At 58.1% G+C, this 25,238-nt stretch carries 24 protein-coding genes and 1 pseudogene; 15 read left to right on the forward strand and 10 right to left on the reverse strand.

Annotation, left to right across the window (positions count from 1 at the left end):
* Positions 1 to 210: 210 nt before the first annotated feature.
* The 4 genes from ACZYSM_RS26835 to ACZYSM_RS26850 all read right to left on the reverse strand — a co-directional run bounded on the left by ACZYSM_RS26835 (position 211) and on the right by ACZYSM_RS26850 (position 2,187).
* Entirely contained in the window at positions 211 to 447 is a 237-nt protein-coding gene (locus tag ACZYSM_RS26835; RefSeq protein WP_489076324.1) for a DUF7683 domain-containing protein, read from the reverse strand.
* An 8-nt stretch (positions 448 to 455) separates the two neighbouring features.
* Positions 456 to 710: a colicin E3-like toxin immunity protein gene (locus ACZYSM_RS26840; protein WP_489076326.1), complete on the reverse strand. Its 255-nt coding sequence runs from the start codon at positions 708 to 710 to the stop codon at positions 456 to 458.
* 119 nt (positions 711 to 829) lie between these two features.
* On the reverse strand, positions 830 to 1,054 hold the full coding sequence (locus ACZYSM_RS26845) for a DUF7683 domain-containing protein (protein ID WP_489076328.1): 225 nt from the start codon (positions 1,052 to 1,054) through the stop codon (positions 830 to 832).
* Positions 1,051 to 2,187, reverse strand: a complete 1,137-nt coding sequence (locus ACZYSM_RS26850) for a colicin E3/pyocin S6 family cytotoxin (protein WP_489076330.1) — start codon at positions 2,185 to 2,187, stop codon at positions 1,051 to 1,053. Before ACZYSM_RS26850 ends, ACZYSM_RS26845 begins: the two co-directional genes overlap by 4 nt.
* A gap of 217 nt (positions 2,188 to 2,404) precedes the next feature.
* On the opposite strand from ACZYSM_RS26850, the gene ACZYSM_RS26855 reads away from it, so the two are divergent.
* The 6 genes from ACZYSM_RS26855 to ACZYSM_RS26880 all read left to right on the forward strand — a co-directional run bounded on the left by ACZYSM_RS26855 (position 2,405) and on the right by ACZYSM_RS26880 (position 10,503).
* Positions 2,405 to 5,317, forward strand: a complete 2,913-nt coding sequence (locus ACZYSM_RS26855) for an aminotransferase (RefSeq protein WP_489076332.1) — start codon at positions 2,405 to 2,407, stop codon at positions 5,315 to 5,317.
* A 297-nt stretch (positions 5,318 to 5,614) separates the two neighbouring features.
* Entirely contained in the window at positions 5,615 to 6,493 is an 879-nt protein-coding gene (gene aguB, locus ACZYSM_RS26860) for an N-carbamoylputrescine amidase (protein WP_489076334.1), read from the forward strand.
* Positions 6,494 to 6,498: 5 nt separating this feature from the next.
* Positions 6,499 to 7,605, forward strand: a complete 1,107-nt coding sequence (gene aguA, locus ACZYSM_RS26865; RefSeq protein WP_489076336.1) for an agmatine deiminase — start codon at positions 6,499 to 6,501, stop codon at positions 7,603 to 7,605.
* A 244-nt stretch (positions 7,606 to 7,849) separates the two neighbouring features.
* Positions 7,850 to 8,062, forward strand: coding sequence for a hypothetical protein (locus ACZYSM_RS26870; RefSeq protein ID WP_489076338.1), 213 nt, complete (start codon positions 7,850 to 7,852; stop codon positions 8,060 to 8,062).
* A 179-nt stretch (positions 8,063 to 8,241) separates the two neighbouring features.
* Complete coding sequence (locus ACZYSM_RS26875) at positions 8,242 to 8,937, forward strand: DsbA family protein (protein ID WP_489076340.1); 696 nt, start codon at positions 8,242 to 8,244, stop codon at positions 8,935 to 8,937.
* Between the two features lie 282 nt (positions 8,938 to 9,219).
* Positions 9,220 to 10,503, forward strand: a complete 1,284-nt coding sequence (locus ACZYSM_RS26880; protein WP_489076342.1) for an OprD family porin — start codon at positions 9,220 to 9,222, stop codon at positions 10,501 to 10,503.
* Between the two features lie 460 nt (positions 10,504 to 10,963).
* Here the strand turns inward: ACZYSM_RS26880 and ACZYSM_RS26885 are convergent, their stop codons facing one another.
* The gene (locus ACZYSM_RS26885; RefSeq protein ID WP_489076344.1) at positions 10,964 to 11,701 is read right to left on the reverse strand and encodes a UTRA domain-containing protein; all 738 of its coding nucleotides are present in this window, start codon (positions 11,699 to 11,701) and stop codon (positions 10,964 to 10,966) included.
* Positions 11,702 to 12,093: 392 nt separating this feature from the next.
* Between ACZYSM_RS26885 and ACZYSM_RS26890 the strand changes: the two genes are divergently transcribed.
* The 8 genes from ACZYSM_RS26890 to ACZYSM_RS26925 all read left to right on the forward strand — a co-directional run bounded on the left by ACZYSM_RS26890 (position 12,094) and on the right by ACZYSM_RS26925 (position 18,836).
* The gene (locus tag ACZYSM_RS26890) at positions 12,094 to 13,149 is read left to right on the forward strand and encodes an ABC transporter substrate-binding protein (protein ID WP_489076346.1); all 1,056 of its coding nucleotides are present in this window, start codon (positions 12,094 to 12,096) and stop codon (positions 13,147 to 13,149) included.
* Between the two features lie 203 nt (positions 13,150 to 13,352).
* The gene (locus ACZYSM_RS26895) at positions 13,353 to 14,213 is read left to right on the forward strand and encodes an ABC transporter permease (RefSeq protein WP_489076348.1); all 861 of its coding nucleotides are present in this window, start codon (positions 13,353 to 13,355) and stop codon (positions 14,211 to 14,213) included.
* A complete protein-coding gene (locus ACZYSM_RS26900) occupies positions 14,203 to 14,973 on the forward strand; it encodes an ABC transporter permease (protein ID WP_489076350.1) in 771 nt (256 codons plus the stop codon). The genes ACZYSM_RS26895 and ACZYSM_RS26900 overlap by 11 nt, the downstream gene beginning before the upstream one ends.
* A 9-nt stretch (positions 14,974 to 14,982) precedes the next feature.
* Entirely contained in the window at positions 14,983 to 16,011 is a 1,029-nt protein-coding gene (locus tag ACZYSM_RS26905; protein ID WP_489076352.1) for an ABC transporter ATP-binding protein, read from the forward strand.
* The gene (locus tag ACZYSM_RS26910; RefSeq protein WP_489076354.1) at positions 16,008 to 16,715 is read left to right on the forward strand and encodes an HAD family hydrolase; all 708 of its coding nucleotides are present in this window, start codon (positions 16,008 to 16,010) and stop codon (positions 16,713 to 16,715) included. The genes ACZYSM_RS26905 and ACZYSM_RS26910 overlap by 4 nt, the downstream gene beginning before the upstream one ends.
* Positions 16,706 to 17,806 carry a sugar phosphate isomerase/epimerase family protein gene (locus ACZYSM_RS26915; RefSeq protein ID WP_489076356.1) on the forward strand — a complete coding sequence of 367 codons (1,101 nt, stop codon included), beginning with the start codon at positions 16,706 to 16,708 and terminating at the stop codon, positions 17,804 to 17,806. Before ACZYSM_RS26910 ends, ACZYSM_RS26915 begins: the two co-directional genes overlap by 10 nt.
* Positions 17,807 to 18,115: 309 nt before the next feature.
* Complete coding sequence (locus tag ACZYSM_RS26920; RefSeq protein WP_489076358.1) at positions 18,116 to 18,514, forward strand: carboxymuconolactone decarboxylase family protein; 399 nt, start codon at positions 18,116 to 18,118, stop codon at positions 18,512 to 18,514.
* Between the two features lie 121 nt (positions 18,515 to 18,635).
* A complete protein-coding gene (locus ACZYSM_RS26925) occupies positions 18,636 to 18,836 on the forward strand; it encodes a hypothetical protein (RefSeq protein WP_489076360.1) in 201 nt (66 codons plus the stop codon).
* A gap of 64 nt (positions 18,837 to 18,900) precedes the next feature.
* Here the strand turns inward: ACZYSM_RS26925 and ACZYSM_RS26930 are convergent, their stop codons facing one another.
* The 5 genes from ACZYSM_RS26930 to ACZYSM_RS26950 all read right to left on the reverse strand — a co-directional run bounded on the left by ACZYSM_RS26930 (position 18,901) and on the right by ACZYSM_RS26950 (position 24,636).
* Positions 18,901 to 19,389: a SixA phosphatase family protein gene (locus ACZYSM_RS26930; RefSeq protein WP_489076362.1), complete on the reverse strand. Its 489-nt coding sequence runs from the start codon at positions 19,387 to 19,389 to the stop codon at positions 18,901 to 18,903.
* A 108-nt stretch (positions 19,390 to 19,497) separates the two neighbouring features.
* On the reverse strand, positions 19,498 to 19,719 hold the full coding sequence (locus ACZYSM_RS26935; protein WP_489076364.1) for a formate dehydrogenase subunit delta: 222 nt from the start codon (positions 19,717 to 19,719) through the stop codon (positions 19,498 to 19,500).
* Positions 19,716 to 22,604: a formate dehydrogenase subunit alpha gene (gene fdhF / locus ACZYSM_RS26940; protein WP_489076366.1), complete on the reverse strand. Its 2,889-nt coding sequence runs from the start codon at positions 22,602 to 22,604 to the stop codon at positions 19,716 to 19,718. Before fdhF ends, ACZYSM_RS26935 begins: the two co-directional genes overlap by 4 nt.
* Positions 22,601 to 24,163 carry a formate dehydrogenase beta subunit gene (locus ACZYSM_RS26945; protein WP_489076368.1) on the reverse strand — a complete coding sequence of 521 codons (1,563 nt, stop codon included), beginning with the start codon at positions 24,161 to 24,163 and terminating at the stop codon, positions 22,601 to 22,603. Before ACZYSM_RS26945 ends, fdhF begins: the two co-directional genes overlap by 4 nt.
* Entirely contained in the window at positions 24,160 to 24,636 is a 477-nt protein-coding gene (locus ACZYSM_RS26950) for a formate dehydrogenase subunit gamma (RefSeq protein WP_489076370.1), read from the reverse strand. Before ACZYSM_RS26950 ends, ACZYSM_RS26945 begins: the two co-directional genes overlap by 4 nt.
* Before the next feature lie 465 nt (positions 24,637 to 25,101).
* On the opposite strand from ACZYSM_RS26950, the pseudogene ACZYSM_RS26955 reads away from it, so the two are divergent.
* Positions 25,102 to 25,194, forward strand: a pseudogene (locus ACZYSM_RS26955) (transcriptional regulator); the annotation flags it as partial.
* Positions 25,195 to 25,238: the final 44 nt, after the last annotated feature.

Genomic DNA, 25,238 nt, shown 5'->3' on the forward strand with positions numbered 1-25,238 from the left:
ACCCGAAAATCAGCAAAATGAGGGCGAAAATCGGCCCTGGAAATGCAAAATAAGGCCGGCAGGTTGAAAAAAACCGGCTTGGCAATGGGGGCGGTGCGAACGGGTTAATTGTTCAGCGTCTCCTTAGGCGTCTTGGGATGTTGCGTACTTTTTTGTCTGAAAATGAAATTCTGCGCATGAGTAGTGTTCTATGTCGTGGTCTGGTTGGATTTATGCGTAGCTGGTTAGAAAAAGCTCTAAACCCTTGGGTAATTCCAATGAACAGGCTTTCTCTATATCGCTGATCTGTTGTTCGGTGAGGCGATAATCGAAGGCGCAATCGTTGTCTGTTTGCCAGCCCATGATGGATACGAGATCGATTGTCGAAATGGGCAGATTTTTTTCAAAGCATGGGAAGTCTTCACCACGCTGAACACCCATGATCATGTGTAAGGGGTTCTCTTTCATCTGGGCTGTCACCATTGATCCCTATAGGCGAATCCCAATTGATAGTCGTGAGCACTTATATCGATGGTATGGCTAAAGTAAGGCTGAATGAGTGCTACCCATTCCGCAGGTACATCAAATACCCCTTGGTTTACAGTATCGTCGGGTTGCAAACCCAATGACTCGATAACCGCCCCATCGTCCCCGAAGTCCTGTGAATAGACTTCTCCTTCACAGTATCCGGTGACCTTGTCGAACCAGTGCAGCTTCAGTCTCAAACCCATAGTGCTGTTCTTACCTATATTTTTTATGTTCCGGCCTTTTTTTGCCGGTTTAAGTCGCTCGCCAGTGACGTGGTCGAATGCCCCTATATGGCTACCGTCACAGGCCCGGTAAGCGGTCTTTACGCGTCGCAAGAAAGATAAAGGTCAACATTTGTTGGCAGGGACTGTGAGATAAGCCTCTCAATGCCGCTTATTTGTTGAGCAGTAAGTCTGTAGTCATAGATGCAGTCGTTCTCATTTTCCCAACCCATAACGGGCTGGAGCTCAGTTGCTGTTACGTTAAGCTCGATTTCTTCCGAAATTGAATCGCTACCGTACGGCACCACTAGAATTAAATGTTTCATGGCTCTATCCATCTTTTGGGGTCGGCATCTTTGGTACGTTCACCGGTAATGTGGTCGAACTCACCAAGGTGCTTTCCACGTTTGGTGTATTTCTCTACTTTGCCTCTTTCAAAGTCCCACTCGTAGATATAGCTATTGGGTTCCTTCCAGCGTGGTCGAAGCCCGCCACCACCTCTAATCGGTGTTTTAGGTGGCTTGCGAACTGCGTCAGGAAAAGCAGGCAAAAATGTAGGTTTCTGGTGGTACTGGTGATCACCAGGCCGAACACTCACCACCACATAAAGCGGCCTAACCCCCGAATCCGCCGGGAACACCAGGATGAAATCCTGATACTCCGGTGGGTAGATCGGGTTGACCAATATGTCGTTGCTGGCCTCGGATGGAGGATAGACCCAGATGTTTGGTGCTTGTGGCGCGGCTTCCAGTGCCGGGATGCCGAGGGTGTCGGTGGGGTTGATGGCTGGGGTCCAGATCAGTTCCAGTCCGTCGCCGAACACGGCTACTTGTTGGCTGCCGCGAGCCTGGAACTGGATGATGTCGATCATTTGCCAGTCGGCGTTTTTGCCGGTGTAGAAGCCGTAGCCCTTGAGCGTGCCGTCGGCTTGTTGTTCGACGTGCAGGCGCACCCGTGAGTTGGCTTGCTTGAGCGAGCGCAGCTGGTCTTCGTTGTAGAGAGCGCTGTCGCCGAGTTCGGAGGGCCAGAGCAGGGCGACCAGGCCGGTCAGCAGGCCGGCGGCGACGGTGCCGCCGGCTGCTGCTGTGACACTGCTGACCGATGATCCGGCCAGAGCAAGACCACCCAGGCCGACCGGTAATGCACTGCCACTGATTTTCTTTAGCGGGACGGCGCCGGAGCTGTCGGCCTCACGTGCGCCCAATAATGCGAAGTGGCCGTAATCTTTCAACGCATCCAGGGGGACGAAGCCGGAGGGGTTGGCGTAGTTGATGATGCCGTCCGGCAGATTGCAGGACTTGGCGAAAACGCAGCCGAACGGCGTTACGGGTTCAGGATCAGATGGCGTGTTGGCGAGAAAAGCAGCAATGGGTGGATACAGTTCTGGCGACGGCTGCGGCGTCAGGATGCGGCGACGCAGTTGATCTTTGTAGGTCAGTGGGTATGAGCGTTCTGGCATGAGTGACTGGCTTCCCTGTCCAAGGAAGTCAGCCTATGAGCATGGGTAAAAGCCGAACATTCCTGCCACTCGACGCAGTGCGTAGGAAATGTCTTTGAATGGCTGGCGCGCTTAAATATTTATCCGTCACCGATGACTGACCCGCATCGAAGGGGGTTGCGTATCGGCGGTCGCGGTGGCGATATAGGCGCCTGATAAAAATTCCAGAGGTCGTTGTATGTCGCTCGCCACGTTGATCCATCGCGCCAATCTACCGAGCCCGCAGGTCACTGCGCAGCAGGCGCTGCAACTACTGGAGGCGCATTACGGCCTGAGCGGAACGCTGCACTCGCTGGGCAGCCATCAGGATCTCAACTATCGGCTCGACAGCGACCAGGGCCGTTTCGTCCTGAAAATCTGTCGCGGCGACTACGCGGGGATTGAGCTTGAGGCCCAACACGCGGCCCTCAAGCATCTGGGCGCGCATCCCGGCCTGCATGTGCCACGGGTGATTCCGGCGATCAACGGTCAAGACCTGCTCACTCTGGACGTGGCCGGGCAAGCGCTGCACGTGCGTTTGCTCGATTACATCGAAGGCCAGTCGCTGACCCACCTCAAGCACTTGGGCCATGAGCTGGTGTCCGGCTTGGGACAACTCTGTGGTGAGATGGATCTGGCCTTGGCCAACTTCCAGCACCCGGGGCTGGAGCGCGCGTTGCAATGGGATGCCCGACACGCCAACGCGCTGATCACTCATCTTTTGCCGGTGATCACTGACGAACGCCAGCGAGCGTTGATTGCCGAGGCTGCGCTGCACGCCGAGCGTCGTTTGCAACCGCTGGTGGCAAAGCTGCCGGTGCAGGCGATCCACATGGACATCACCGATGACAACGTGGTCTGGCTGCGGGATCAGCAGCGCCAATGGCAGTTGCAGGGCGTTATCGATTTCGGCGACCTGATTCGTACCTGGCGCATTACCGATCTGTCGGTGACCTGCGCCGCGCTGCTACACCATGCCGATGGTGATCCGTTCTGCATTCTTCCGGCGATCCAGGCCTATCACGCGGTCAATCCGTTGCAGCATGAAGAGTTGCTGGCGCTCTGGCCGTTGATCGTCGCACGTGCGGCGGTACTGGTGCTCAGCGGGGAGCAGCAGGTCAGCATTGATCCGCAGAATCAATACAGCCGCGACAACCTCACTCACGAGTGGGAAATTTTCCGCGTAGCCACGTCGGTTCCGTTCGAACTGATGGAGGCGGCGATCCTCACGGCGGTGGGGCATTCGTTGCCGCTGATTGCCAGCGAAGGCTTTGCGCCGTTGCTGCCGAGTCTGGTGGGGCGTGAGTTCGCGCTGATTGATCTCGGCGTGCTTAGCCCGCATTTCGAGGCGGGCAACTGGGAGCAGGAGGGGATTGACGAGCGCTTGCTGGTGGAAGCCGCCGCGACTCATGGCTTGGCAGCCAGTCGTTATGGGCAATACCGTTTGTCCCGGACTTGCCCGGACAGCGCCGTCGAGCCGGACACTTGCCCGCTGAATGTGCAATTGCAGGTACCGCGAGGCACCGCAGTTGAGGCACCGTTTGCCGGTGTTTTGCACCTGGCAACCGATGGCACCTTGCGGCTGGACAGTGCGCAGTTGAGCGTGCGCCTATGGGGCGTCAGTCCTTCGCTGCATTCGGGAGCCGCGCTGGTAAAAGGCCAGGTCCTGGGCGAGGCCAGCGGCGCGTTGCGGGTGCAGTTGTGCCGAGGCCTGGAACTTAGCCCACCGCTGTTCTGCACACCTTCACGGGCGCCAGCCTGGCAGGCGCTGTGCCCCTCGCCAGCGACGCTGTTGGGCCTGGCCTGCGATGCTGAACCTGAACTCGATCCACAGACCCTGCTGGCCCGCCGCGACGCCAGTTTCGCCCGTTCGCAAAAACACTATTACGTCGATCCGCCGCGCATCGAACGTGGCTGGCGCAACCACCTGATCGACATGCAGGGCCGTTCCTATCTGGACATGCTCAACAATGTCGCGGTGCTAGGCCACGGTCATCCGCGCATGGCTGCTGAGGCCAGCCGGCAGTGGTCGCTGCTTAATACCAACTCGCGCTTTCACTACGCCGCGATCGCCGAATTCTCTGAACGCCTGCTGGCGCTGGCGCCGGACTCCATGGACCGGGTGTTCCTGGTCAACAGCGGCACCGAGGCCAATGACCTGGCGATCCGTTTGGCGTGGGCCTACAGCGGCGGGCGTGATGTGCTTAGCGTGCTTGAGGCCTATCACGGCTGGTCGGTGGCCACCGATGCGATTTCCACCTCAATCGCCGACAACCCGAAAGCCCTCAGCACCCGTCCGGACTGGGTGCATCCGGTGACCGCACCGAACACCTACCGTGGCGAATTCCGCGGCCTCGACAGTGCGCCGGATTACGTGCGCAGCGTCGAGCACAACCTGGCCAAACTGGCCGAGCAGAATCGCCAGCTGGCCGGCTTCATCTGCGAACCGGTGTACGGCAATGCCGGGGGTATTTCGCTGCCGCCGGGCTACTTGCAACAGGTGTACGCGCGGGTTCGCGCGCAGGGCGGTGTGTGCATCGCCGACGAAGTGCAGGTCGGCTATGGCCGGATGGGCAAATTCTTCTGGGGCTTCGAAGAGCAGGGCGTGGTGCCGGACATCATCACCATGGCCAAGGGCATGGGCAACGGTCAGCCATTGGGCGCGGTGATTACTCGCCGGGAAATCGCTGAAGCGCTGGAGGCCGAGGGTTATTTCTTCTCATCGGCGGGCGGCAGCCCGGTCAGTTGCCGGATCGGCATGGCAGTGCTGGACGTGATGGAAGAAGAGAAACTGTGGGAAAACGCGCAGATCGTTGGCGGACATTTTAAGGAGCGTCTTGAAGCGCTAATCGACCGTCATCCGCTGGTCGGCGCGGTCCACGGTTCGGGCTTCTATCTGGGAGTGGAGCTGATCCGCAACCGCGAAACCCTGGAACCGGCCACCGAAGAAACCACCGCGTTGTGCGATCGCTTGCGTGAGCTGGGGATCTTCATGCAGCCGACCGGCGACTTCTTGAACATCCTCAAGATCAAACCACCGATGTGCACCACACGGCAAAGCGTGGATTTCTTTGTCGACACCTTGTCGAAGGTGTTGGATGAAGGGTTGTAAACACATCCCTTGTGGGAGCGGGCTTGCTCGCGATGGCGGTTTATCATTCAACACTGATGTCGACTGACCCACCGCCATCGCGAGCAAGCCCGCTCCCACAGGGTGTAAAACTCGATTGTTATCGGTATTTAATGAAATTTTTTCGATGGGTGGAGATGTAAACGCTTTTAAAGCCGATTTTTATCGGCTATAAAGTCGCCATAACACCACGGCGTGGATAACCGCGCCTTGCCGTTCCCATTTCTGTCATCGGTCGATGCCAAAATCGACCCTCTGTACTCGCCCAGGAGATGATTCATGAGCCGTATCGTTACCGTCGCCGCTACCCAGATGGCCTGTTCCTGGGACCTTGAAGCCAACATCGAGACCGCTGAGAAGCTGGTCCGTGAGGCCGCTGCCAAGGGCGCGCAGATCATCCTGATCCAGGAATTGTTCGAGAGCCCGTATTTCTGCCAGAAGCCGAATCCGGATTATCTGCAGTTGGCCACGACTGTTGAAGACAACGTTGCCATCAAGCACTTCCAGAAAGTCGCCAAAGAACTGCAAGTGGTTCTGCCAATCAGCTTCTTCGAACTGGCTGGCCGTGCACGTTTCAATAGCATCGCGATCATCGATGCCGACGGCACCAATCTCGGGATTTATCGTAAAAGCCACATCCCGGATGGCCCTGGCTACCACGAAAAGTACTACTTCAACCCGGGCGATACCGGCTTCAAAGTCTGGAACACCCGTTACGCGAAGATCGGTGTCGGCATCTGCTGGGACCAGTGGTTCCCGGAATGCGCCCGTAGCATGGCGTTGCAAGGCGCGGAAATTCTGTTCTACCCAACCGCCATTGGTAGCGAACCGCACGACAAGACCATCTCGTCCCGCGACCACTGGCAGCGCGTGCAGCAAGGCCATGCCGGCGCTAACCTTATGCCGCTGATCGCCAGCAACCGCATCGGCAATGAAGAGCAGGATGGTTACGACATCACCTTCTACGGCTCGTCGTTCATCGCCAACCAGTTCGGCGAGAAAGTCCAGGAACTCAACGAAACCGAAGAAGGCGTATTAGTCCACAGCTTCGACCTCGACGAGCTGGAGCACACCCGCAGCGCTTGGGGTTCGTTCCGTGACCGTCGCCCGAACCTGTACGGCGCGATCAAGACCCTCGACGGTTCGCTGGAGTCCTGATCGCCATGAGTACTTTGCACAGCACGCCTCGCGCCGATGGTTTTTACATGCCGGCCGAGTGGGCACCGCAGACCCAGACCTGGATGATCTGGCCCGAGCGCCCGGACAACTGGCGTCTGGGCGGCAAGCCAGCGCAGGCCGCGCACGTGGCGGTGGCCAAGGCCATCGCCCGTTTCGAACCCGTGACCGTGGCGGTATCCGCTGCGCAGTACGAGAACGCTCGGGCACGTCTCGACGTGCCGAATATTCGCGTGGTCGAGATGTCCAGCGATGACGCCTGGGTCCGCGATACCGGCCCGACGTTTGTCATTAACGACAACGGCGAAGTCCGTGGCATCGATTGGGGTTTCAACTCCTGGGGCGGTTTCGATGGCGGTTTGTATTCGCCGTGGAACCGTGACGAGCAGGTTGCCGGCAAAATACTGGAAATCGAGCGTTGCCAGCGTTACTGCACCGAGGGCTTTGTGCTTGAAGGTGGTTCGATTCACGTCGACGGCGAAGGCACGCTGATCACCACTGAAGAATGCCTGCTTAACCGCAATCGCAACTCGCACATGAACCGTGCCGAGATCGAAGCGGTACTCAGCGCGCAGCTGGCTGTGGATAAGATCATCTGGTTGCCGGACGGTTTGTACAACGACGAAACCGACGGCCATGTGGATAACTTCTGCTGCTACGTGCGTCCGGGTGAAGTGCTGTTGGCCTGGACCGATGACCCGCAAGACCCGAACTACCCGCGTTGCCAGGCGGCAATGAAGGTGCTGGAAAGCAGCCGCGACGCCAAGGGCCGCACCTTTACAGTGCACAAAATGCCGATTCCGGGCCCGCTGTATGCGACCGAAGAAGAGTGTGCCGGTGTCGATCCAGTGGACGGTACTCAGGAGCGCAATCCTTCGGTGCGCCTGGCGGGTTCCTACGTCAACTTCCTGATCGTCAATGGCGGCATCATTGCGCCGAGTTTCGACGATCCGCTGGATAACCAGGCCAAGGAGATTCTCCAGAGCCTGTTCCCGCAGCACGAAGTGGTCATGGTGCCCGGCCGTGAACTGTTACTGGGTGGCGGTAATATCCATTGCCTTACCCAACAACAGCCGGCTCCACATAAAGGTTGAGTGAGGTTGTAACAGCGGATGTCGCTCCATAGACGATATTCACGATTTGTCCAATTGCATGATTCGCCTCAAGCCCGCAGCCCGTCAGGACTGCGGGCTTTTTTGTGTCTGAAAACCTTCAAAACGCTACATTGGCACATCTCTTGTATCTATCTGAGAGTAATTCTCGGACGTGTAGAACTGCGATGTTCTGTCATAAACCTTGGATAAGTTAGCCGCTCACAAACCAGGAGAGAGCGCTGAAATGAACGCCGAAGTAAACACGGTCAGCGAGCGGGCATCGCATCCCTTGGCAATGAACAGCGAATCGCTTCAGGTTTTGGCACACTGGTTGAAATCCAATGGAACGCGTCAGATCAGAGACCCTGATCCGCGCCGGATGATGATCGAGCGCTACCCCGCTGGTTTATTCAGCGAGGCGGAACTTGAAGCGTTGTGGGATGTGATGGAAGGATAAGAAAACAACGGATTGGTAAAAGCGCTGCCGGGATGGCAGCGCTTTTTTTTTGCCTGCTGCGCTGCACGGCATTCGACCGATTCGCGAAACAAACTAAAAGCCATTCCAGCGTTTTTCACTGGCAAGCAGAGGATTAGGCTGCCGACATCGAATTTTCACGACTTCTGCTGGAGCTGATCATGTCTGCTGCGACCCTTCACTACATCTACGATCCCCTGTGCGGCTGGTGCTATGGCGCCAAACCCCTGGTGCAAGCGGCACAGGCCGTTTTGCCAGTCGTTGCCCATGGCGGCGGCATGATGACCGGCAATAATCGTCAGAGTGTTTCGCCACAATTGCGTGATTACGTGATACCCCATGACCGGCGCATCGCCGAGTACACCGGGCAGCCATTTGGCGAGGCGTATTTCGAAGGCCTGTTGCGCGATCATTCGGCGGTCTTCGATTCTGCGCCGCCAATTGCTGCCATCCTGGCTGCCGAGCAATTGGCCGGGCGTGGTCTGGAGTTGTTGGGGCGTTTGCAGACAGCGCATTACGTCGAGGGGCGGCGCATCGCAGATAAAGATGTGTTGCTGGAACTCGCCGGGGCCATTGGCTTCGAACCTCAAGCCTTCGAAGAAGCGTTTGAGGCGGCCGCTGCGAGCGCAACCCAGAACCATATAAAAGAAAGTCGCGCGTTGTTGGCCCAGGTCGGTGGCCAGGGTTTCCCGACATTGGTGTTAGAGCAAGGAGGTCAGTTCACGCTGATCGATATCAGCCCCTGGCTCGGCAAACCTGAAGCCTTCGCCACTTGGCTGAGTCAGTCGGTCGGCACTGCGGCGGACGAATCGTCATCAAGCATTCAGGCCTGTGGTCTGGATGGCTGCGCACACTGAACCCACTCTGGCCATACGGTGCAATTGTCCATCGCTGGCAAGTGAGTTCTTAGACGAATTTCGCCTATTCACAGACGATTCACGAAATTGACACAACATTGATGGCGCGGCTAGGATTCGCGCCAACGCCTGTGGCCATCAGCCACGACTTCAAAATAATAAAAGGCCCGCTGCGATTATTCGTGGGCGGGCCTTTTTGTTTTGGGCTGAAAAAAGAGCGTAAAAACGCCATTTCAGCCTGCGGTCACAGTGCGCATTAACCAGTAATCAGGAAAAAATAATATGTTGAACAAACGGATCGGTCTGCTCGCCCTGGGGATTTTTAGCGCGACTCAGGCAATGGCCAATGACCAAGCTGAGTCCAAAGGCTTTGTTGAAGACAGCAGCCTGAAAGTGCTGCTGCGCAACGCTTACATCAACCGCGACTACAAGGATGGTAATCCGGACAAAGCCGAATGGGGCCAGGCTGCCATCGGCACTTTCTCCTCGGGCTTCACCCAAGGCACTGTAGGTGTGGGTGTGGACGCATTCGGCCTGTACGCTCTGCGCATCGATGGTGGCAAGGGCCGTAGCGGCGCTGGCGGTATCGACTTCTTCAAGCAAGGCGACAGCGGCAGCGCTGCGGACGACCTGTCCAAAGGCGGCGCGGCGGTCAAATTCCGTGTTTCCAACACCGTGCTCACGTACGGCGATCAGATGCCTGCCCTGCCGGTTCTGAGCTACGACAACTCGCGTCTGCTGCCGGAAAGCTACACCGGCACCCTGATCACCTCCAAGGAGATCAAAGGCCTGGAGCTGAACGCCGGTCGGTTCACCGCTGAATCGCGCAAAAGCGCTGAAGGCCGTGACAGCGGTGGCCTGAAAAGCATCAACGTCCTGGGCGGTAGCTACCAGTTCACCGATAACTTCAAAGCTGCGCTGTACGCTTCCGACGTCGAAGACGTGATGAAGAAGCAGTACGTTAATGCCAACTACGTGTTCCCGCTGGCCAGCGACCAATCGCTGACCCTGGACTTCAACGGCTACCGCACCAAGCTGGAAGACTCCTACGTCCGTGAGCAGGGCGTGACAGGCGACGACAACAAAATCTGGAGCCTGGCAGCGACCTTCGTTACCGGCCCGCACTCGTTCACCCTCGCTCATCAGCGCAGCACCGGCGACAGCAACCTGGGCTACCCGTACGGCGGCTACCAGAACACCGGTCGCACGGGTGACGGTGGCAACACCATCTATCTGGCCAACTCCTACTGGTCCGACTTCAACGCCGAAGACGAACGCTCCTGGCAGCTGGGCTATGGCCTCGACTTCGGCACCTTCGGTGTTCCGGGTCTGAGCTACAACGTGGCCTACGTGCGTGGCGACAACATCACCACCTCCACCAGCACCGGCGGCACCGAGCGCGAAATCTTCAACCAGTTCAAATACGTCGTCCAAAGCGGCCCGGCCAAAGACCTGAGCGTGAAACTGCGCAGCTCGATCCTGCGCGTGTCGCAGAAATCCAGCGAATACAACGTCAGCGGCAACGAAGTGCGCGTGTTCGTGGACTACCCGATCAACATCTTCTGATGATGGGTTGAGTGAGCGAGGCCTGATGCAAGGCTGAGAAAAAAGAAGCCCCGACTGGTTCGCAATGCTGTTCACTTAAGGAAATGAGGTCTCTTTTGTAGGAGCGAGCTTGCTCGCGATGGACTCAAGGGCGGCGCGTCTATTCAGAAAACACGCGTTATCGTTAACATCCATCGCGAGCAAGCTCGCTCCTACAGGGTCGCAGCGTTCGCTTAACTGAACAGCATTGCGACTGGTTCGGGGTTTTTGTTGGGGCGCTGAATCTGGCGGGCGTAAATTTTCCAAACTCCAGCAACAACAAAGGCTCGCATTTCTGCGAGCCTTCATTTTGTAGGTCGCCAGTTTTCTGGCAAATACGATATTGCCCGCGGCACAGTTGTGGGATTTTGAAAGCAGTAGGTAATTGCCGAGGCAGTTCAGATAATCAGAGGTGAACGTTTCATCACTTGCATGAGGATGGTTAAGCTACCTTGTCAGAATGCAGTGTTTGGCTGTCCATGGAAATTCGGACTGCGTCATGACGCCAGAACTCACGATCGCAATCAAGAATCTGTCCATGTTGATCATAGTTGACGCGAATGATCATTAGCAGCGGACTGCCTTCTGGCAGATTGAGATAATTCGCCACACTGGCCTGCGCTGCGGTCGGGTAAATATCAAAAGTGGCGCGGCCGCAATGGATGTCATAGTGTTTTCGGTAAATCAATGTCAGCGACTGAGTCAGATCCAGTTTCAATATGTCCGGGAAAAGCTCTGGTTTCAGATAATGTTCTACAAACATCACGGGGCGCCCATCGACTGAACGTAGGCGGCGTATACAGTGCAGCATGCTTAACGGCAGCACCGCCAACTTCAGGCATAACTCCGGGCTCGCCAATTCCGTACTGGTCGAAATGACCTGTGTGAGCGCCTTGCGCCCCTGACTTTCGACCATCTGGTGGAACAGTGAATGTGTGAAGGGGTTGTACACCAGTCGGGGTGGGGTAACAAACCAGCCGCGCCTGCTTTCCCGATAGATCGATCCTTCCGCTTCCATTCTTTGCAGGGCTTCTCTGAGCGTGATGCGGGTTGTGGAAAACAGCTCGCTCAGCTCTCGCTCGGAAGGGAGCTTGCTACCGGACGCCAGCGTGCCATTGATGATTTGCGTTGCCAAGGCGTGATAGATGGTGGCAGCTTGGGTGGTGATTTTTTCTGTCACGGTGATGGTCTGGATGATTTCTGAGCGCTGATATTATCCCAGTTCATGATTTCATTACCTTTACGACACTCAACTGACCCTCTTCGGGCACACCTCGCCCACTACCCCTCTGACGTTTGATCACCCGGAGCGGGTCTCGACCTTCGTCCGCGTTTGCGCTCTGGTGCAGCTTACCTTCCTGGTTCCTGGTCGAGCCGGGCGCGTGAATGAGCGTGGCATCGACAGACGTTCCCTGGCGCAACGACAGCCCTGTTCTATCTCAGTCAGGTGCTTAACGCATGTTTCATCGCATTCGGGGACTGAGTCGGAACGTCCCGAGTGTCACATTTCGGTCATTTTTTATGTGTAACCTCCAGTTTCCGCCCCAATCTGGTCTATACCACGGCTATCTCATGAAAAAAATGCTGATTACGAGTTTGCTTGCAAGTGCCTTGTCGATTGCAGTTTCTAGTGCGTACGCGCAGCCGGACCTGGATGTTTTAGTCTCCGCAGCCAAAAAAGAAGGCGCGGTCAATAGTTTGGGCATGCCGGATAACTGGGCGAACTGGAAAGATACGTGGGCCCAGATCACGCAAAAATACGGCCTGGTACATCAGGACACCGACATGAGTTCGGGGCAGGAAGTTGCAAAATTCGACGCTGAAAAATCGAACGCATCAGGCGATATCGGCGACGTTGGCCAGTCTTTCGGCCCGATTGCAGTCAGAAAGGGCGTTACCCAAGCCTACAAACCGACCACCTGGGACGATATTCCGGCTTGGGCCAAGGACGCAGACGGTCATTGGGTGGTGGCTTACAGCGGGACCATTTCTTTCATCAGCAACAACAAGCTGGTCAAGGATCCGCCTAAGACCTGGGGCGATTTGCTCAAAGGCAACTATAAGGTGACCGTAGGCGAAGTGGGCGTCTCGGCGCAAGCCAATAGCGCTCTGCTGGCAGCGGCGATTGCCAATGGCGGCGACGAAAAAAATCTGCAACCTGCGTATAAGTTATTTGCCGAGCTGGCTAAACAAGGACGGCTTTCCATGACCGATGCGAATCTCGCCAACATGGAAAAAGGTGAAGTGGAAGTCGCGCTGTTATGGGACTTCACGTCATTGGGCTACCGCGACAAGCTCGATCCATCCCAGTTCACGGTATCCATTCCCGCGGATGGTAGCGTGAGTGCCGGCTATTCAACCATCATCAACAAATACGCGCAGCATCCGAACGCCGCCAAACTGGCGCGTGAATACATTTTCAGCGATGCCGGCCAGATTAACCTGGCGCGTGGTTATGCGCGTCCGATTCGCAGCAACGTCGTCCTGCCGAAGGATGTAACAGACAAGATGCTGTCGGCTGAGCAATATCGTAACGCCAAACCGATCCAGGATTTCGCCGCTTGGGAGACGACTACCAAGGCCATACCACGGCAGTGGCAAGAACAAGTCATGATTTATAACAAGTAATTCCACCCGCGTTAGTTCGCTTCTAAAAAACTTACTGCGCGACTTGGGTCGTTCGCTATGTTTTTTAGAGGTGACCATTAGAACAGAGAGCAGGGCAATGGCCGCACTAAGGTTTTACTGCGGCCGTATCTCGCGCTCACTTATCAAAAACCATGTAACACGGAATTGCTAGCTGTATGACATCTGCATCGAAACCGCTGGCAATGCCAGTGACTATCAACACCCGGCATTACCCACGCTTTCGCCACTGGCGGGCGGCACTGGTGCTGTTGCCCTTGTTATGTGTATTGGCGCTGTTTTCATTAGCGCCGACAGCATGGCTGCTGATCAACAGCGTGCAGGTTGATGGCGCATGGTCGCTGGCGAATTTCAGTGAGATCCTGCATTCCCCGTTTTACCGGCAGGCCTTTGGCAACAGCCTTTGGGTTTCCGTCTGCTCCAGCCTGATTGGATTAGCCATCGCGCTGGTGGCCGCCGCTTCGTTGAAACGGGTGGATTGCGTTGTCCGCGACATGACGGTGGCATTCACCAATATGGCCAGCAATCTAAGTGGGGTGTCATTGGCATTCGCCTTCATTATTGTGATGGGGACCAATGGCGCCGTGACATTGCTCTTGCGGCGATGGGGTTGGCTGACTGATTTTAATCTGTACACGCAGACCGGGCTGACGCTGATCTACAGCTATTTCCAGATACCACTAGCGGTACTGTTGCTCTATCCAGCCTTTGATGCGCTGCAAGACGACTGGCAAGAGGCCGCCTCTTTGCTGGGTGCCAGCCGTGCCAGTTACTGGCGCTTGGTTGCGTTGCCGGTGCTGCTGCCGGCGGTATTCGGCACGTTCATATTGTTGTTGGCTAATGCCATGGGGGCGTATGCCAGTGCGTACGCACTGATGACCTCTAACTACAACCTGGTCACCATCCGCATTTCCAGCCTGGTCTCCGGGGACATTTCTCTGGAACCGAATCTGGCGGCAGCACTGTCCGTGCTTCTGGTGGCGATGCTGCTGTTCGTGGCGATGGTCAACCAGCTCTTAATGAAGAGAAGCTACCATGCACACTAACCGTCATCACCAGTTCGTGCTGTATGGCTTGATGGCGCTACTCAGTATCCCTGTTCTGGCGACCCTGATTTATTCATTTTCCCAGCACTGGGGTGCAACGATATTACCCGACGGGCTGACGTTCGACTGGTATCTCAAGTTGTGGCAAGAGCCGCGTTTCTTGACCGCATTTAGCCACTCCCTGTTGATTGCACTGGGCACATTGGTCTTCAGCACAGTGGTCATCGTGCCTGCCACATTTGTCGTGTTCTATTACTTTCCGCACTTGGATCGTTGGATGAACATCCTGATTTTGATCCAGTTCGCGGTGCCGCCCGTGGTCTCGTCAGTGGGTTTGTTGCAGATTTATGCCGACGGCCCGCTACCGCTGATCGGTACGCCGTGGGTACTGATAGGGTGCTATTTCACGATTGTCCTGCCGTTCATGTACCGGGCACTCGCCAACGGTCTGCAAGGGCTGAACGTGCGTGACCTGATGGATGCGGCGCATCTGCTAGGGGCAAGCACTCCCGCCGCTTTTTTGCGGGTGATCTTGCCGAATATCCGCAAGGGCCTGATGGCATCGTTGTTTCTCTCGTTCTCTTTCCTGCTGGGCGAGTTCGTGTTCGCCAACATATTGGTTGGCAGCCGTTACGAAACCTTGAACGTCTACCTCTATTCCGTGCGCTCCACCAGCGGCCATTTTGTGAGTGCCGTGGTGATGAGTTATTTCATATTTACGCTGGTCGTGACCTGGATTGCCACCCGCTTGAGTCGATAGGACTGTGCGATGAATTATCTTGAAGTATCCAACTTGTCGAAATACTTCGGCAAAGGCCCGGGCAAGACCCGCGTGTTTGACGACATCAATTTCAATATCAAGGAAGGCGAACTGGTGACCCTGCTCGGTCCCAGTGGCTGCGGCAAGTCGACCTTGTTGCGCTGTATCGCCGGTTTAACTGACGTCGATAGCGGCCAGGTTCATGTGGCGGGAAACAACATTACCCATTTTGCTCCGCAAAAACGCGGCATCGGCATGGTATTTCAGAGTTATGCGCTTTTTCCGAATCTGACGGTGATGGGCAATATTGCCTTCGGCCTGAAAATGCAGGGCGTTTCTGTCGATGAAACCTTCCAACGGGTGACCGACGCGGTACGCCTGGTTGAATTGCAGGGGCACGAGAACAAATTCGTGAGTCAGCTCTCCGGCGGCCAGCGTCAGCGTGTCGCCCTGGCGCGGGTATTGGTGGTGCGGCCACGCATCTTGCTGCTGGATGAACCGCTGTCGGCACTGGATGCGCGCATCCGCAAGAACCTGCAGGAAGAGATCAGACGGATCCAGTCGCAGCTGAAACTGACGACCATTTTCGTGACCCACGATCAGGAAGAAGCGCTGATGCTGTCCGACCGCATCATTGTCATGGATGGCGGTCGCATCGTGCAGGAAGGCAGCGCGGAGACAATCTACACCCGTCCAGCCAATGGTTTTGTAGCGCGCTTTATGGGCAGCTACAACCTGCTGGATGCCAGCCAGGCGAAACAACTGCTTGGCCTGCACATACAAGGACAACTGGCAATCCGGCCGGAAGCGATCCATGTGGCGCAAGCGGGCCGCAGCTATGGCCCACATCTGGGCGCGCCGTGCCGCGCCACGGTACGTCACCATCAACTGCTCGGCAACGTCATTCGTTACCACGTCGATGCGCAAGGTTGTTCGTTGATGGTCGATATGCTCAATCGCAGTTCAGAGTCCTTGCTGCCGACAGGCGCGCAGCTCGACCTGCTGTTCAATCGTGAAGAACTGCAGGAGGTCGCATGACGATTTTGGCTATTTTTGACATGGACGACACCATTATCGATTGCGATAGCTCCAGTCTCTGGCTGCGCTATCTGGTGCAGCGCGGTGTGGCAGCAGCCGACATGCTGGTCACCGAGCAGGCGATGATGCAGGCCTATCATCTGGGTGAACTATCCATGGCGCAGTACATGGACTTTACGCTCCAACCGTTGTCGGGGGTGGCCGTCAGCGAAGTGGAGCGATGGGCTGATGACTTTGTCGCCAGCATGATTTCCACGCGCATATTTCCAGCCGCGCGTCGGCAAATTGAGTGGCATCGCCAACAGGGGAACACGCTATTAATTATCTCGGCGACGGCTGACTTTATCGTCCGCCGTATCGCGGCCATGCTGGGCGTGGACGAGGTGATCGCCATTGAGCTTGAAGAGGTAGCAGGCAACTTCACCGGCGCGACTAAAGGGGTGCTCAGTTTTCGGGAAGGCAAGGTAGAGCGCTTGCAGGCGTGGCTGCAGAACCATGGCAACAGCTTGCAGGGCAGCTATGGCTACAGTGACTCGGTGAATGATTTGCCGCTATTGCACGCGGTCCAGCATGCGTGTGTCGTCAACCCCGCGCCAGCGCTAAAACAGGTATCCGACCAGCATCAATGGCGACAGTATGACTGGCAGTTGGCGCAACATGAGCGCAGCGTTACGGGTCAGGACCAGGGGGCGGAATGTCGTTAATCCAGTCGCGTTTCGATGCATTATTGCGCCACAAGGCAGCGGGCCTGCCGGTACCTCAGCTAACCCCGGCGCTGGCGATCAAGCTGCTTGAACGACTCGATAGCATGCGCTTGTTCGCCCATGCTTACCCCCAGATGATGAAGCTGACCTATGGTACATACCGGCCGATTGACCTGCTGGATTTCGCCTATCGTCATGAGCTCGACGGCGTCAGCATTCATCTACTGGATGGCGAAGAGCGCAGTCTTCAGCAGATGAGCGACGATCAACTGCGCATTGTCAGCCAAAGGGCCGAGGTGCTGGGGTTGGACATCCACCTGGAAATCAGTAGTACCCAAAAGGCGGACGTGGATCGGGTGGTTGAGGTGGCGCATGTTATGGGGGTGCAGAACATCCGCGTCTACTCGCGCTATGGAGGACGGCTTTCCGAGGTTTTAAACACCATCGAATCGGACTTGCACTACCTCGCCAAACAAGCCGAACGGTATGACCTCTACATTGACTTTGAACAGCATGAAGAGCTGAAAAGTGGCGAGATTGTCACGCTGCTCGAGCGCATCAATCATCCGCGCCTGCACGCGCTGTTCGATTTCGGCAATATGATCAATGCCGCCGAACAACCGTTAACGGCTCTGAAAACCTTGGCTTCGCATATCCGGCAAGTGCACATGAAAGGTGTGCGTGTCGTTCCCGAGGAAAATGGAGTCGGTCACTATGGCGTGCTACAGGGCAGTGCCGAGGACGACCTGCCCAATGCCCGCATGTTGTTCGAACTGTTGATGCTCGGAGAGAATGGACCCCAGGTCATCGCCTTTATCCTGGAGCAGGAAAACCACTATGTCGCCCCCGCATTCCGTCAAGTGGACGAGGACGAAGACCCCATTATTCCTTACCGAGAGATGAGTCAAACCTCACTGCCCGACGGTTTTACGCTGGAGCAGATGATGGCCGAGGAAGAGCGTTGGGCAATCAACCAGATCGTTTATGTCCGCGGTCTGCTGCAAGAGTTCAGATTACTGGCAGAACTTGCGCTTCAGCGGGAGGGGGAGTCAGCGTCACCCCGCCAGGAATTGCTCCTGAAACAGGTGTAAACCTTATTCAGAATTGGACACCTCTAACAATGCGTACATGAGAGAACTAATGGAGCTGGAGTGATTATCCAAATTAAATCACCACGCCCCGGTATCGTCTCTGAGCCAACCCGCCAAGTTTGATAACTCCAGGTACTTAGTGGTACGTCATTGCGCTAAAAAAATCTAAATCCATCCTATTGTTTCTACGATGTTTAAGAATTCATTGCTGGAGTCGTCCTGCTGCCGGCTCTGGCATGGCTACCGGCGAACTAAACTACTACTTGTATCTCTGGAGCAGATGCCTCCAGAGAGGCAAGGAGGTGTCAAATGGCCATTCATGATACTTATCGGGAAATTGAACAGACCCTCGGTCAGATACCGGAGTGGATTAAGCAGATGCCGGAAGGCGGAGCGGTCGGATTCTGGGGCGTAGCCCGGGACTTCTGGTTGGCGGATACCAAGATTCCTAATAAGTACAAGGAGTTGATAGGTCTGGCGGTGTCCGGGGCGACCCGTTGTAAGTATTGCGCCCTGTTCCATACCGAAGCCGCGCGCTTGTTTGGCGCGAGCGACGAGGAAATTTCCGAAGCCAGCTTTATGGGCTCGCTGACCATGATGGGCAGCACCTTTATTAACGCCCAGCAGATTGACTACGAGCAGTTCCGGCAGGAAACGCTGAGTATCGTCCGGTATGTCAAAGATCACTCGCAATCCAAGGCCGCTTAAGCCGTTGCGGGAACCGGCCCTTCGCCAGCTGACGAAGGATAAGTTGCTTGCAATCACCAGCGATGGTCCGAGGACCACCGCTCGGTGGCAAGGGGCTGTGCTGCGAGCCATCGGTGAACTCATGCAATACAGCGATACCGCCCGCGAAGAAAACCAAGACCTGCGCATTCCCTTCGCCAAAGCACTCCATGACCTCTATGCGGGACAGAAGTCCGACGCCGAGTTGACGGAAATGGTGTTGCTGATGCTGGAAGTGGAAACCGTCCCCTTTCTCGGCAAAGGGCCCCAGGCGGGAGCGGCATCCGGGAACAATGACCTCTGAGAAGTGGATAGGGCCAAAGGAGTCGTAGTGATTGATCTGAACTAAATCACGACGCCCCCTGATCTCAGGATTTTTTTGGATAGTCGAGCGCCACTTGTGCGGGCTCGATCTCGCCGATTTCTGACCATGACTTCGCATCGAACCTGAACTCGGCGACAGCGCACGTTGGCATGTCGGTGATCTTGCTGGACAGCCGCTGCGCGAGTTCGACCAACGCGGGGTTATGGCCAAAGATCATCACCGACTTCAGCCGGTCGCTCAGCGTGCGGATGACCTCGAGCAGGTCATTCGCCTCGACGGCATACAGCCGATCGTCCACGACTATGTCCTTGCGCCGGTAATCGAGCTTCCTGGCGATGATCTCCGCCGTATCGAGCGCACGCACGGCCGGGCTCGACAGGATCAGGTCGGGCTTCAGATCGCGCGTGGCCAAGCGCTCACCGATCTTAGGCGCGTCGCGTCTGCCGCGATCGTTCAATGGACGGTCTTTGTCGAGCTGCGCAGCGTCATCCCAACTCGACTTGGCATGACGAACGAGAAACAACATTTTCATACCGCCTCCGGTGTCCTCGGAAAATCCGACCAAAAGGGGTCGTAGTGATTAATCTAAATTAAATCACCACGGCGCCTTATCGGGGCAATCCCAAGGGATCGTGTGAACCTAAGCCTCCCAGCCCGCCCCACTGACCGCCGCCTGCGCCAGGGGGTGCAAGTCTGCCCCTTGATGCGCCGTCTGCCAGGCCAGCAACTCCTTGCGCATGCCGGGCGTCCAGTACATCTGCAGGTGATTACGCACGCCGAGCACGGCCTGTTGCGGGTCCGGTTCGCTGGCGAAGTACTGGGCGATCTGGTTGGCCATTTTGATCAGGTTGGCAGTGCTCATCGGCGTACCTCGGCTTTTGTTCCGGCGGTGCGTGCCTGGCGGCGTTCGTCGTGCAGGCGTTGTTGTTCGTCACTGAATTCCTGGTAGCGTTTTTGCCACTCGGAAGGGTGGTAGACGCGGCTGACTTCCACGGCGGTGACCTTGTACTCCGGACAGTTGGTGGCCCAGTCAGAGTTGTCGGTGGTGATGACGTTGGCCCCCGATTCAGGGAAGTGGAAGGTGGTGTACACCACGCCTGGGGCTACCCGTTCGGTGACCCGCGCACGCAGTACGGTCTGTCCGGCGCGGCTGCCGATGCCGACCCAGTCGCCTTCGTTGATGCCACGGCTCTCGGCGTCGGTCGGGTGGATTTCCAGACGGTCTTCGTCGTGCCAGGCAACGTTGTCGGTACGCCGGGTCTGGGCGCCGACGTTGTACTGGCTGAGGATGCGCCCGGTGGTCAGCAGGAGGGGGTAGCGACTGTTGACCTTTTCCTCGGTGGGCACGTAGCCGGTGAGCATGAAGCGCCCCTTGCCGCGCACGAATTCCTCGATGTGCATGGTTGGCGTGCCGTCCGGCGCCGCGGCGTTGCACGGCCATTGCAGGCTGCCGTGGCGCTCCAGTGAGGCGTAGCTGACGTTGCTGAAGGTCGGCGTCAGGCTGGCGATTTCATCCATGATTTCTGACGGGTGCTGGTAGTTCATGGGGTAACCCAGGGCGTTGGCCAGGGCCACGGTGCCTTCCCAGTCGGCCTTGCCGCCCAGAGGGTCCATGACCTTGCGCACTCGGGAGATGCGCCGCTCGGCGTTAGTGAAGGTGCCGTCTTTTTCCAGGAACGAGCAGCCCGGCAGGAACACGTGGGCGAACTTGGCGGTTTCGTTGAGGAAAATGTCCTGCACCACAATGCATTCCATGGCCGACAGAGCTGCGGTGACGTGCTGGGTATTGGGGTCGCTCTGGGCGATGTCTTCGCCCTGGCAATACAGGCCCTTAAAGCTGCCGCCCAAGGCTGCCTCGAACATGTTGGGGATGCGCAGGCCCGGGTCAGGTTGCAGGGTGACGTTCCAGGCCTGTTCGAACTGCGCCCGTACCACTTCGTTGGAGATGTGCCGGTAGCCGGGCAGCTCGTGGGGGAAGGAGCCCATGTCGCAGGAGCCCTGAACGTTGTTCTGCCCACGCAGCGGGTTCACGCCCACGCCTTCGCGGCCGATGTTGCCGGTGGCCATGGCCAGGTTGGCGATGCCCATGACCGCGGTGCTGCCCTGGCTGTGTTCGGTGACGCCCAGGCCGTAGTAGATCGCCGCATTGCCACCGGTGGCATACAGACGGGCGGCGGCGCGGATGTCGGCAGCGGCGACGCCGCAGATTTCGCCAAGGACTTCCGGCGAGTTTTCCGCGCGGCTGACGAACGCCTTCCACTGGGCGAAATCGCTGCCCTCGCAACGGGCGTCGATAAAGGCCTGGTTGAGCAGGCCTTCGGTGACGATGACGTGGGCCAGGGCGTTGAGCATGGCGACGTTGGTGCCGGGGCGCAGCGCCAGGTGCAGTTCGGCGCGGGCATGCACCGTGTCCACCAGATCAATGCGTCGTGGGTCGATGACGATCAGCCGCGCGCCTTCACGCAGGCGGCGTTTGAGCTGGGAAGCGAACACCGGGTGGGCGTCGCTGGGGTTGGCGCCCATCACCAGGATCACGTCGGCCTGCATCACCGAGTCGAAACTCTGGGTGCCGGCGGACTCGCCCAAGGTTTGTTTCAGGCCATAGCCGGTCGGCGAGTGGCAGACCCGCGCACAGGTGTCGACGTTGTTGTTGCCGAAGGCAGCGCGCACCAGTTTTTGCACCAGGTAGGTTTCTTCGTTGGTGCAGCGGCTGGAGGTGATGCCACCAATGGAGTCGCGGCCGTATTTTTGCTGCAGCCGGCGGAATTCGCTGGCGGCGTAGGTCACCGCTTCATCCCAGCTGACTTCCTGCCAAGGGTCGTTGATGGACTTGCGGATCATCGGCTTGGTGATGCGATCCGGGTGGGTGGCGTAGCCCCAGGCAAAGCGCCCTTTGACGCACGAGTGGCCGTGGTTGGCCTGGCCGTTCTTGTCGGGGACCATGCGCACGACCTGGTCGCCTTTCATCTCGGCGCGGAACGAGCAGCCCACGCCGCAATAGGCACAGGTGGTGATCACGCTGCGCTCGGGCTGACCCAGTTCGACCACGCTTTTTTCCATCAGGGTCGCGGTGGGGCAAGCTTGCACACAGGCGCCGCAGGACACGCATTCCGAGTCGAGGAAGTTCTCGCCACCGGCGGCCGCGACCCGGGATTCGAAACCGCGCCCGGTAATGGTCAGGGCAAAGGTGCCCTGGGTTTCTTCGCAGGCGCGCACGCAGCGGTTGCAGACGATGCACTTGCTCGGGTCGTAGTCGAAGTAGGGGTTGGAGGTGTCCTTCAGGTCGGCCAGATGGTTGTCGCCTTCATAGCCATAACGCACCTCCCGCAGGCCGACCTGGCCGGCTACGGTTTGCAGCTCGCAGTTGCCGTTGGCCGAGCAGGTCAGGCAGTCCAGCGGGTGATCGGAGATGTACAGCTCCATGACGTTGCGGCGCAGGGTCGCGAGCTTCGGCGTCTGGGTGTGCACGCTCATGCCTTCGCTGACCGGCGTGGTGCAGGACGCCGGGTAGCCGCGCATGCCGTCGATCTCCACCAGGCACATGCGGCAGGAGCCGAAGGCTTCCAGGCTGTCGGTGGCGCACAATTTGGGAATGGTTGTGCCCAGCAGCGCGGCGGCGCGCATCACCGAGGTCCCTTCGGGCACGCTGATACTGCGGCCGTCGATGTTCAGGGTGACCTGCACTTCGCTGTTGCGAGCAGGGGTGCCCAGATCGATATCGGTATTCGGGTCGAAGAGAGTGATCATTGGTCGGCCTCCGAAGATTGCAGACCGAAGTCGGCGGGGAAGTACTTGAGGGCGCTGGCGACCGGAAAGGAGACCATGCCGCCCAGCGCGCACAGCGAACCGTACTGCAGGGTGTCGCACAGGTCCTTGAGGATGATCACCTGCTCATCACGAGCGCTCTGGTCAGGCGCGGCCAGCAGACGGTCGATCACCTCCACGCCCCGGGTCGAGCCGATGCGGCATGGCGTGCATTTGCCACAGGATTCCTCGGCGCAGAACTGCATGGCGAAGCGCGCCATGTGGGCCATGTCGAGGCTGTCGTCAGCCACCACCACTCCACCGTGACCGAGCATGGCGCCGATGGCGGCGAACGCTTCGTAATCCAGCGGAGTGTCGAATTGCCCGGGTGGCACCCAGGCGCCGAGGGGGCCGCCAACCTGGGCGGCCTTCAGCGGCCGGCCACTGGCGGTACCACCGCCGTAGTCTTCCACCAGTTCCCGCAGGGTCAGGCCAAAGGCCCGTTCCACCAGGCCGCCGTGACGAATATTGCCCGCCAGCTGGAAGGGCATGGTGCCCAGGGAGCGGCCCATGCCGTAATCGCGATAGAACTGCGCGCCCTTGGCCAGAATCAGCGGCACCGAGGTGAGGGTCAGCACGTTGTGCACCAGGGTCGGCAGGCCGAACAGGCCCTGCAAGGCGGGGATGGGTGGCTTGGCGCGGACGATCCCGCGCTTGCCTTCGAGAGAGTCCAGCAGCGCGGTTTCCTCACCGCAGATGTAAGCGCCGGCACCGACTCGCACTTCCATATCGAAGGCTTGGCCGCTGCCGCCTACATTGGCGCCGAGGTAACCGGCGGACCGGGCGATGTCCAGCGCCTCGCGCAGTGTGGCCACGGCCTGTGGATACTCCGAGCGCACATAGATGTAGCCGTAGCTGGCCCCGACGGTAAGACCGGCAATGGCCATGCCTTCGATCAGCAGGAAGGGGTCGCCTTCCATCAACATGCGATCAGCGAAGGTGCCGGAGTCGCCTTCGTCAGCGTTGCACACAATGTATTTCTGCGCAGCCTGAGTGCCGCGCACCGTGCGCCATTTGATACCGGCCGGGAAGGCCGCGCCGCCACGGCCACGCAGACCCGAATCGAACACTGCGGTCGCGGTCTGCTCGCTGCCCAAGGCGATGGCCTGGGTCAAGCCCTCGAAGCCACCGTGGGCCCGGTAATCCTCCAGGGACAGCGGCCGGGTAATGCCGGCGCGGGCGAACAGCAGGCGTTGTTGAGTCTTTAGATAAGGCAACTGCTCCACCAGGCCCAAGGCCAGTGGATGGGCGGACGGCTCGCCTTGCAGCGCATCGAGCAGGGACGGCACATCGGCAGCGGTCACCGGGCCGAAGCCGATACGGCCTTGTGGGCTGTCCATTTCCAGCAGCGGTTCCAGCCAGTACAGGCCGCGAGAGCTGGTGCGTTGCAGGTCCAGCGGTAGATTGCGTTCCCGGGCCTGAGTGGCAAGGGCCACGGCCACCTCATCGGCACCCACGGCACGGGCAAGAGAATCAACGGGCAGATAGAGACTCGGCATCATGCGTCCTCCAGGCAAGTGTCGAGCAGGGCATCCAGACGCTCGGCGCTGAGCCGCGCATGCACCTGGCCGTCCAGCTCCAGGGCTGGCGAGCAGGCGCAGGCGCCGAGGCAATACACCGGGCGCAGACTGATGTTGCCGTCGGCACTGCTGCCGTGGTCGTCCAGTTGCAGGCGTTCGCGCAACTGCGCTGCGAGCTGCTCGGCGCCGCGGCTCTGGCAGGACTCGGCCCGGCACAGACGCAGGATATGTCGGGCCGGGGGGGCGGTGCGGAAGTCATGGTAGAAGCTGATCACCCCGCGAACCTCGGCCTGACTCAGGTTCAGGGCGTGGGCAATCTCGGGGACGGCGGCATCGGGGATGTAACCGATGCCCTCCTGAATATCATGAAGGATCGGCAACAGCGCGCCGGGCGAACCCTTGTGGCGCTCCAGCAGGCTGTTGACCATAGGCAGGTGCAACATCTCATCAGGCATACAGCATTCCTCACGGTCACGGACAAACCAGGCGGTTGTCGGTTGTCCGAAAAGTGTCGGCTGCGGCATTCACACCACGTCACGGTATCGTGGCATTTTCAGGCCGTTGGCCAGGCACCCTGAGCGGGCATCTTGTTGGGCCCGGTGCGGTCTTTGCCGCACCTCTTCAGGGCATATAAGGCAGCTTGCCACGCTGCCTTTGATTCATCTGCACGAAAGCGACGTGTTTGGTTCTTTCTGCGACCACCGGTTGAGTCTAGAGGAGCGAAGCCCAGGGTGTCGTTGCTGAAGGGGTGTTATGCCTTTTCGCTTCAGGGTTTATGCACAACGGATTGCCCGCCGGAGGATTTTGCGGCTGATTTTGTGGAGCGGGTCTCATCGTTGTGCAACGGTGCAAGCCACTGTCATGCCGCTCGGCGATGAGGGACCGCACTTGGGGTTTGCGTACACCAGCGATATCAAAGGCTGCGTGCCGAAATGCCGCTGCACGAGCGGCGTCAGGCACAGGAGCTGAGCCAAGACACTTTGGCCAAAGCACTGCATGTCAACCAAGCGGCGCGGTGCATCAGTAGCGAGTTGGGGGTGGTTCAAGCCGGATTCGC

This window comes from Pseudomonas sp. F220 (assembly GCF_057813935.1).

Bases quoted from the DNA above. Each gene is read 5' to 3' on its own strand.
- ACZYSM_RS26935 (WP_489076364.1), bottom strand. From the start codon at position 19,719: ATGAGCACTGCCAACCTGATCAAAATGGCCAACCAGATCGCCCAGTAC.
- ACZYSM_RS26870 (WP_489076338.1), top strand. From the start codon at position 7,850: ATGAACGCCGAAGTAAACACGGTCAGCGAGCGGGCATCGCATCCCTTG.
- fdhF (WP_489076366.1), bottom strand. From the start codon at position 22,604: ATGATCACTCTCTTCGACCCGAATACCGATATCGATCTGGGCACCCCT.
- aguB (WP_489076334.1), top strand. From the start codon at position 5,615: ATGAGCCGTATCGTTACCGTCGCCGCTACCCAGATGGCCTGTTCCTGG.
- ACZYSM_RS26925 (WP_489076360.1), top strand. From the start codon at position 18,636: ATGCAATACAGCGATACCGCCCGCGAAGAAAACCAAGACCTGCGCATT.
- ACZYSM_RS26950 (WP_489076370.1), bottom strand. From the start codon at position 24,636: ATGCCTGATGAGATGTTGCACCTGCCTATGGTCAACAGCCTGCTGGAG.
- aguA (WP_489076336.1), top strand. From the start codon at position 6,499: ATGAGTACTTTGCACAGCACGCCTCGCGCCGATGGTTTTTACATGCCG.
- ACZYSM_RS26920 (WP_489076358.1), top strand. From the start codon at position 18,116: ATGGCCATTCATGATACTTATCGGGAAATTGAACAGACCCTCGGTCAG.
- ACZYSM_RS26890 (WP_489076346.1), top strand. From the start codon at position 12,094: ATGAAAAAAATGCTGATTACGAGTTTGCTTGCAAGTGCCTTGTCGATT.
- ACZYSM_RS26930 (WP_489076362.1), bottom strand. From the start codon at position 19,389: ATGAAAATGTTGTTTCTCGTTCGTCATGCCAAGTCGAGTTGGGATGAC.
- ACZYSM_RS26915 (WP_489076356.1), top strand. From the start codon at position 16,706: ATGTCGTTAATCCAGTCGCGTTTCGATGCATTATTGCGCCACAAGGCA.
- ACZYSM_RS26850 (WP_489076330.1), bottom strand. From the start codon at position 2,187: ATGCCAGAACGCTCATACCCACTGACCTACAAAGATCAACTGCGTCGC.
- ACZYSM_RS26945 (WP_489076368.1), bottom strand. From the start codon at position 24,163: ATGATGCCGAGTCTCTATCTGCCCGTTGATTCTCTTGCCCGTGCCGTG.
- ACZYSM_RS26855 (WP_489076332.1), top strand. From the start codon at position 2,405: ATGTCGCTCGCCACGTTGATCCATCGCGCCAATCTACCGAGCCCGCAG.
- ACZYSM_RS26880 (WP_489076342.1), top strand. From the start codon at position 9,220: ATGTTGAACAAACGGATCGGTCTGCTCGCCCTGGGGATTTTTAGCGCG.
- ACZYSM_RS26875 (WP_489076340.1), top strand. From the start codon at position 8,242: ATGTCTGCTGCGACCCTTCACTACATCTACGATCCCCTGTGCGGCTGG.
- ACZYSM_RS26895 (WP_489076348.1), top strand. From the start codon at position 13,353: ATGCCAGTGACTATCAACACCCGGCATTACCCACGCTTTCGCCACTGG.
- ACZYSM_RS26840 (WP_489076326.1), bottom strand. From the start codon at position 710: ATGGGTTTGAGACTGAAGCTGCACTGGTTCGACAAGGTCACCGGATAC.
- ACZYSM_RS26910 (WP_489076354.1), top strand. From the start codon at position 16,008: ATGACGATTTTGGCTATTTTTGACATGGACGACACCATTATCGATTGC.
- ACZYSM_RS26905 (WP_489076352.1), top strand. From the start codon at position 14,983: ATGAATTATCTTGAAGTATCCAACTTGTCGAAATACTTCGGCAAAGGC.
- ACZYSM_RS26900 (WP_489076350.1), top strand. From the start codon at position 14,203: ATGCACACTAACCGTCATCACCAGTTCGTGCTGTATGGCTTGATGGCG.
- ACZYSM_RS26835 (WP_489076324.1), bottom strand. From the start codon at position 447: ATGAAAGAGAACCCCTTACACATGATCATGGGTGTTCAGCGTGGTGAA.
- ACZYSM_RS26845 (WP_489076328.1), bottom strand. From the start codon at position 1,054: ATGAAACATTTAATTCTAGTGGTGCCGTACGGTAGCGATTCAATTTCG.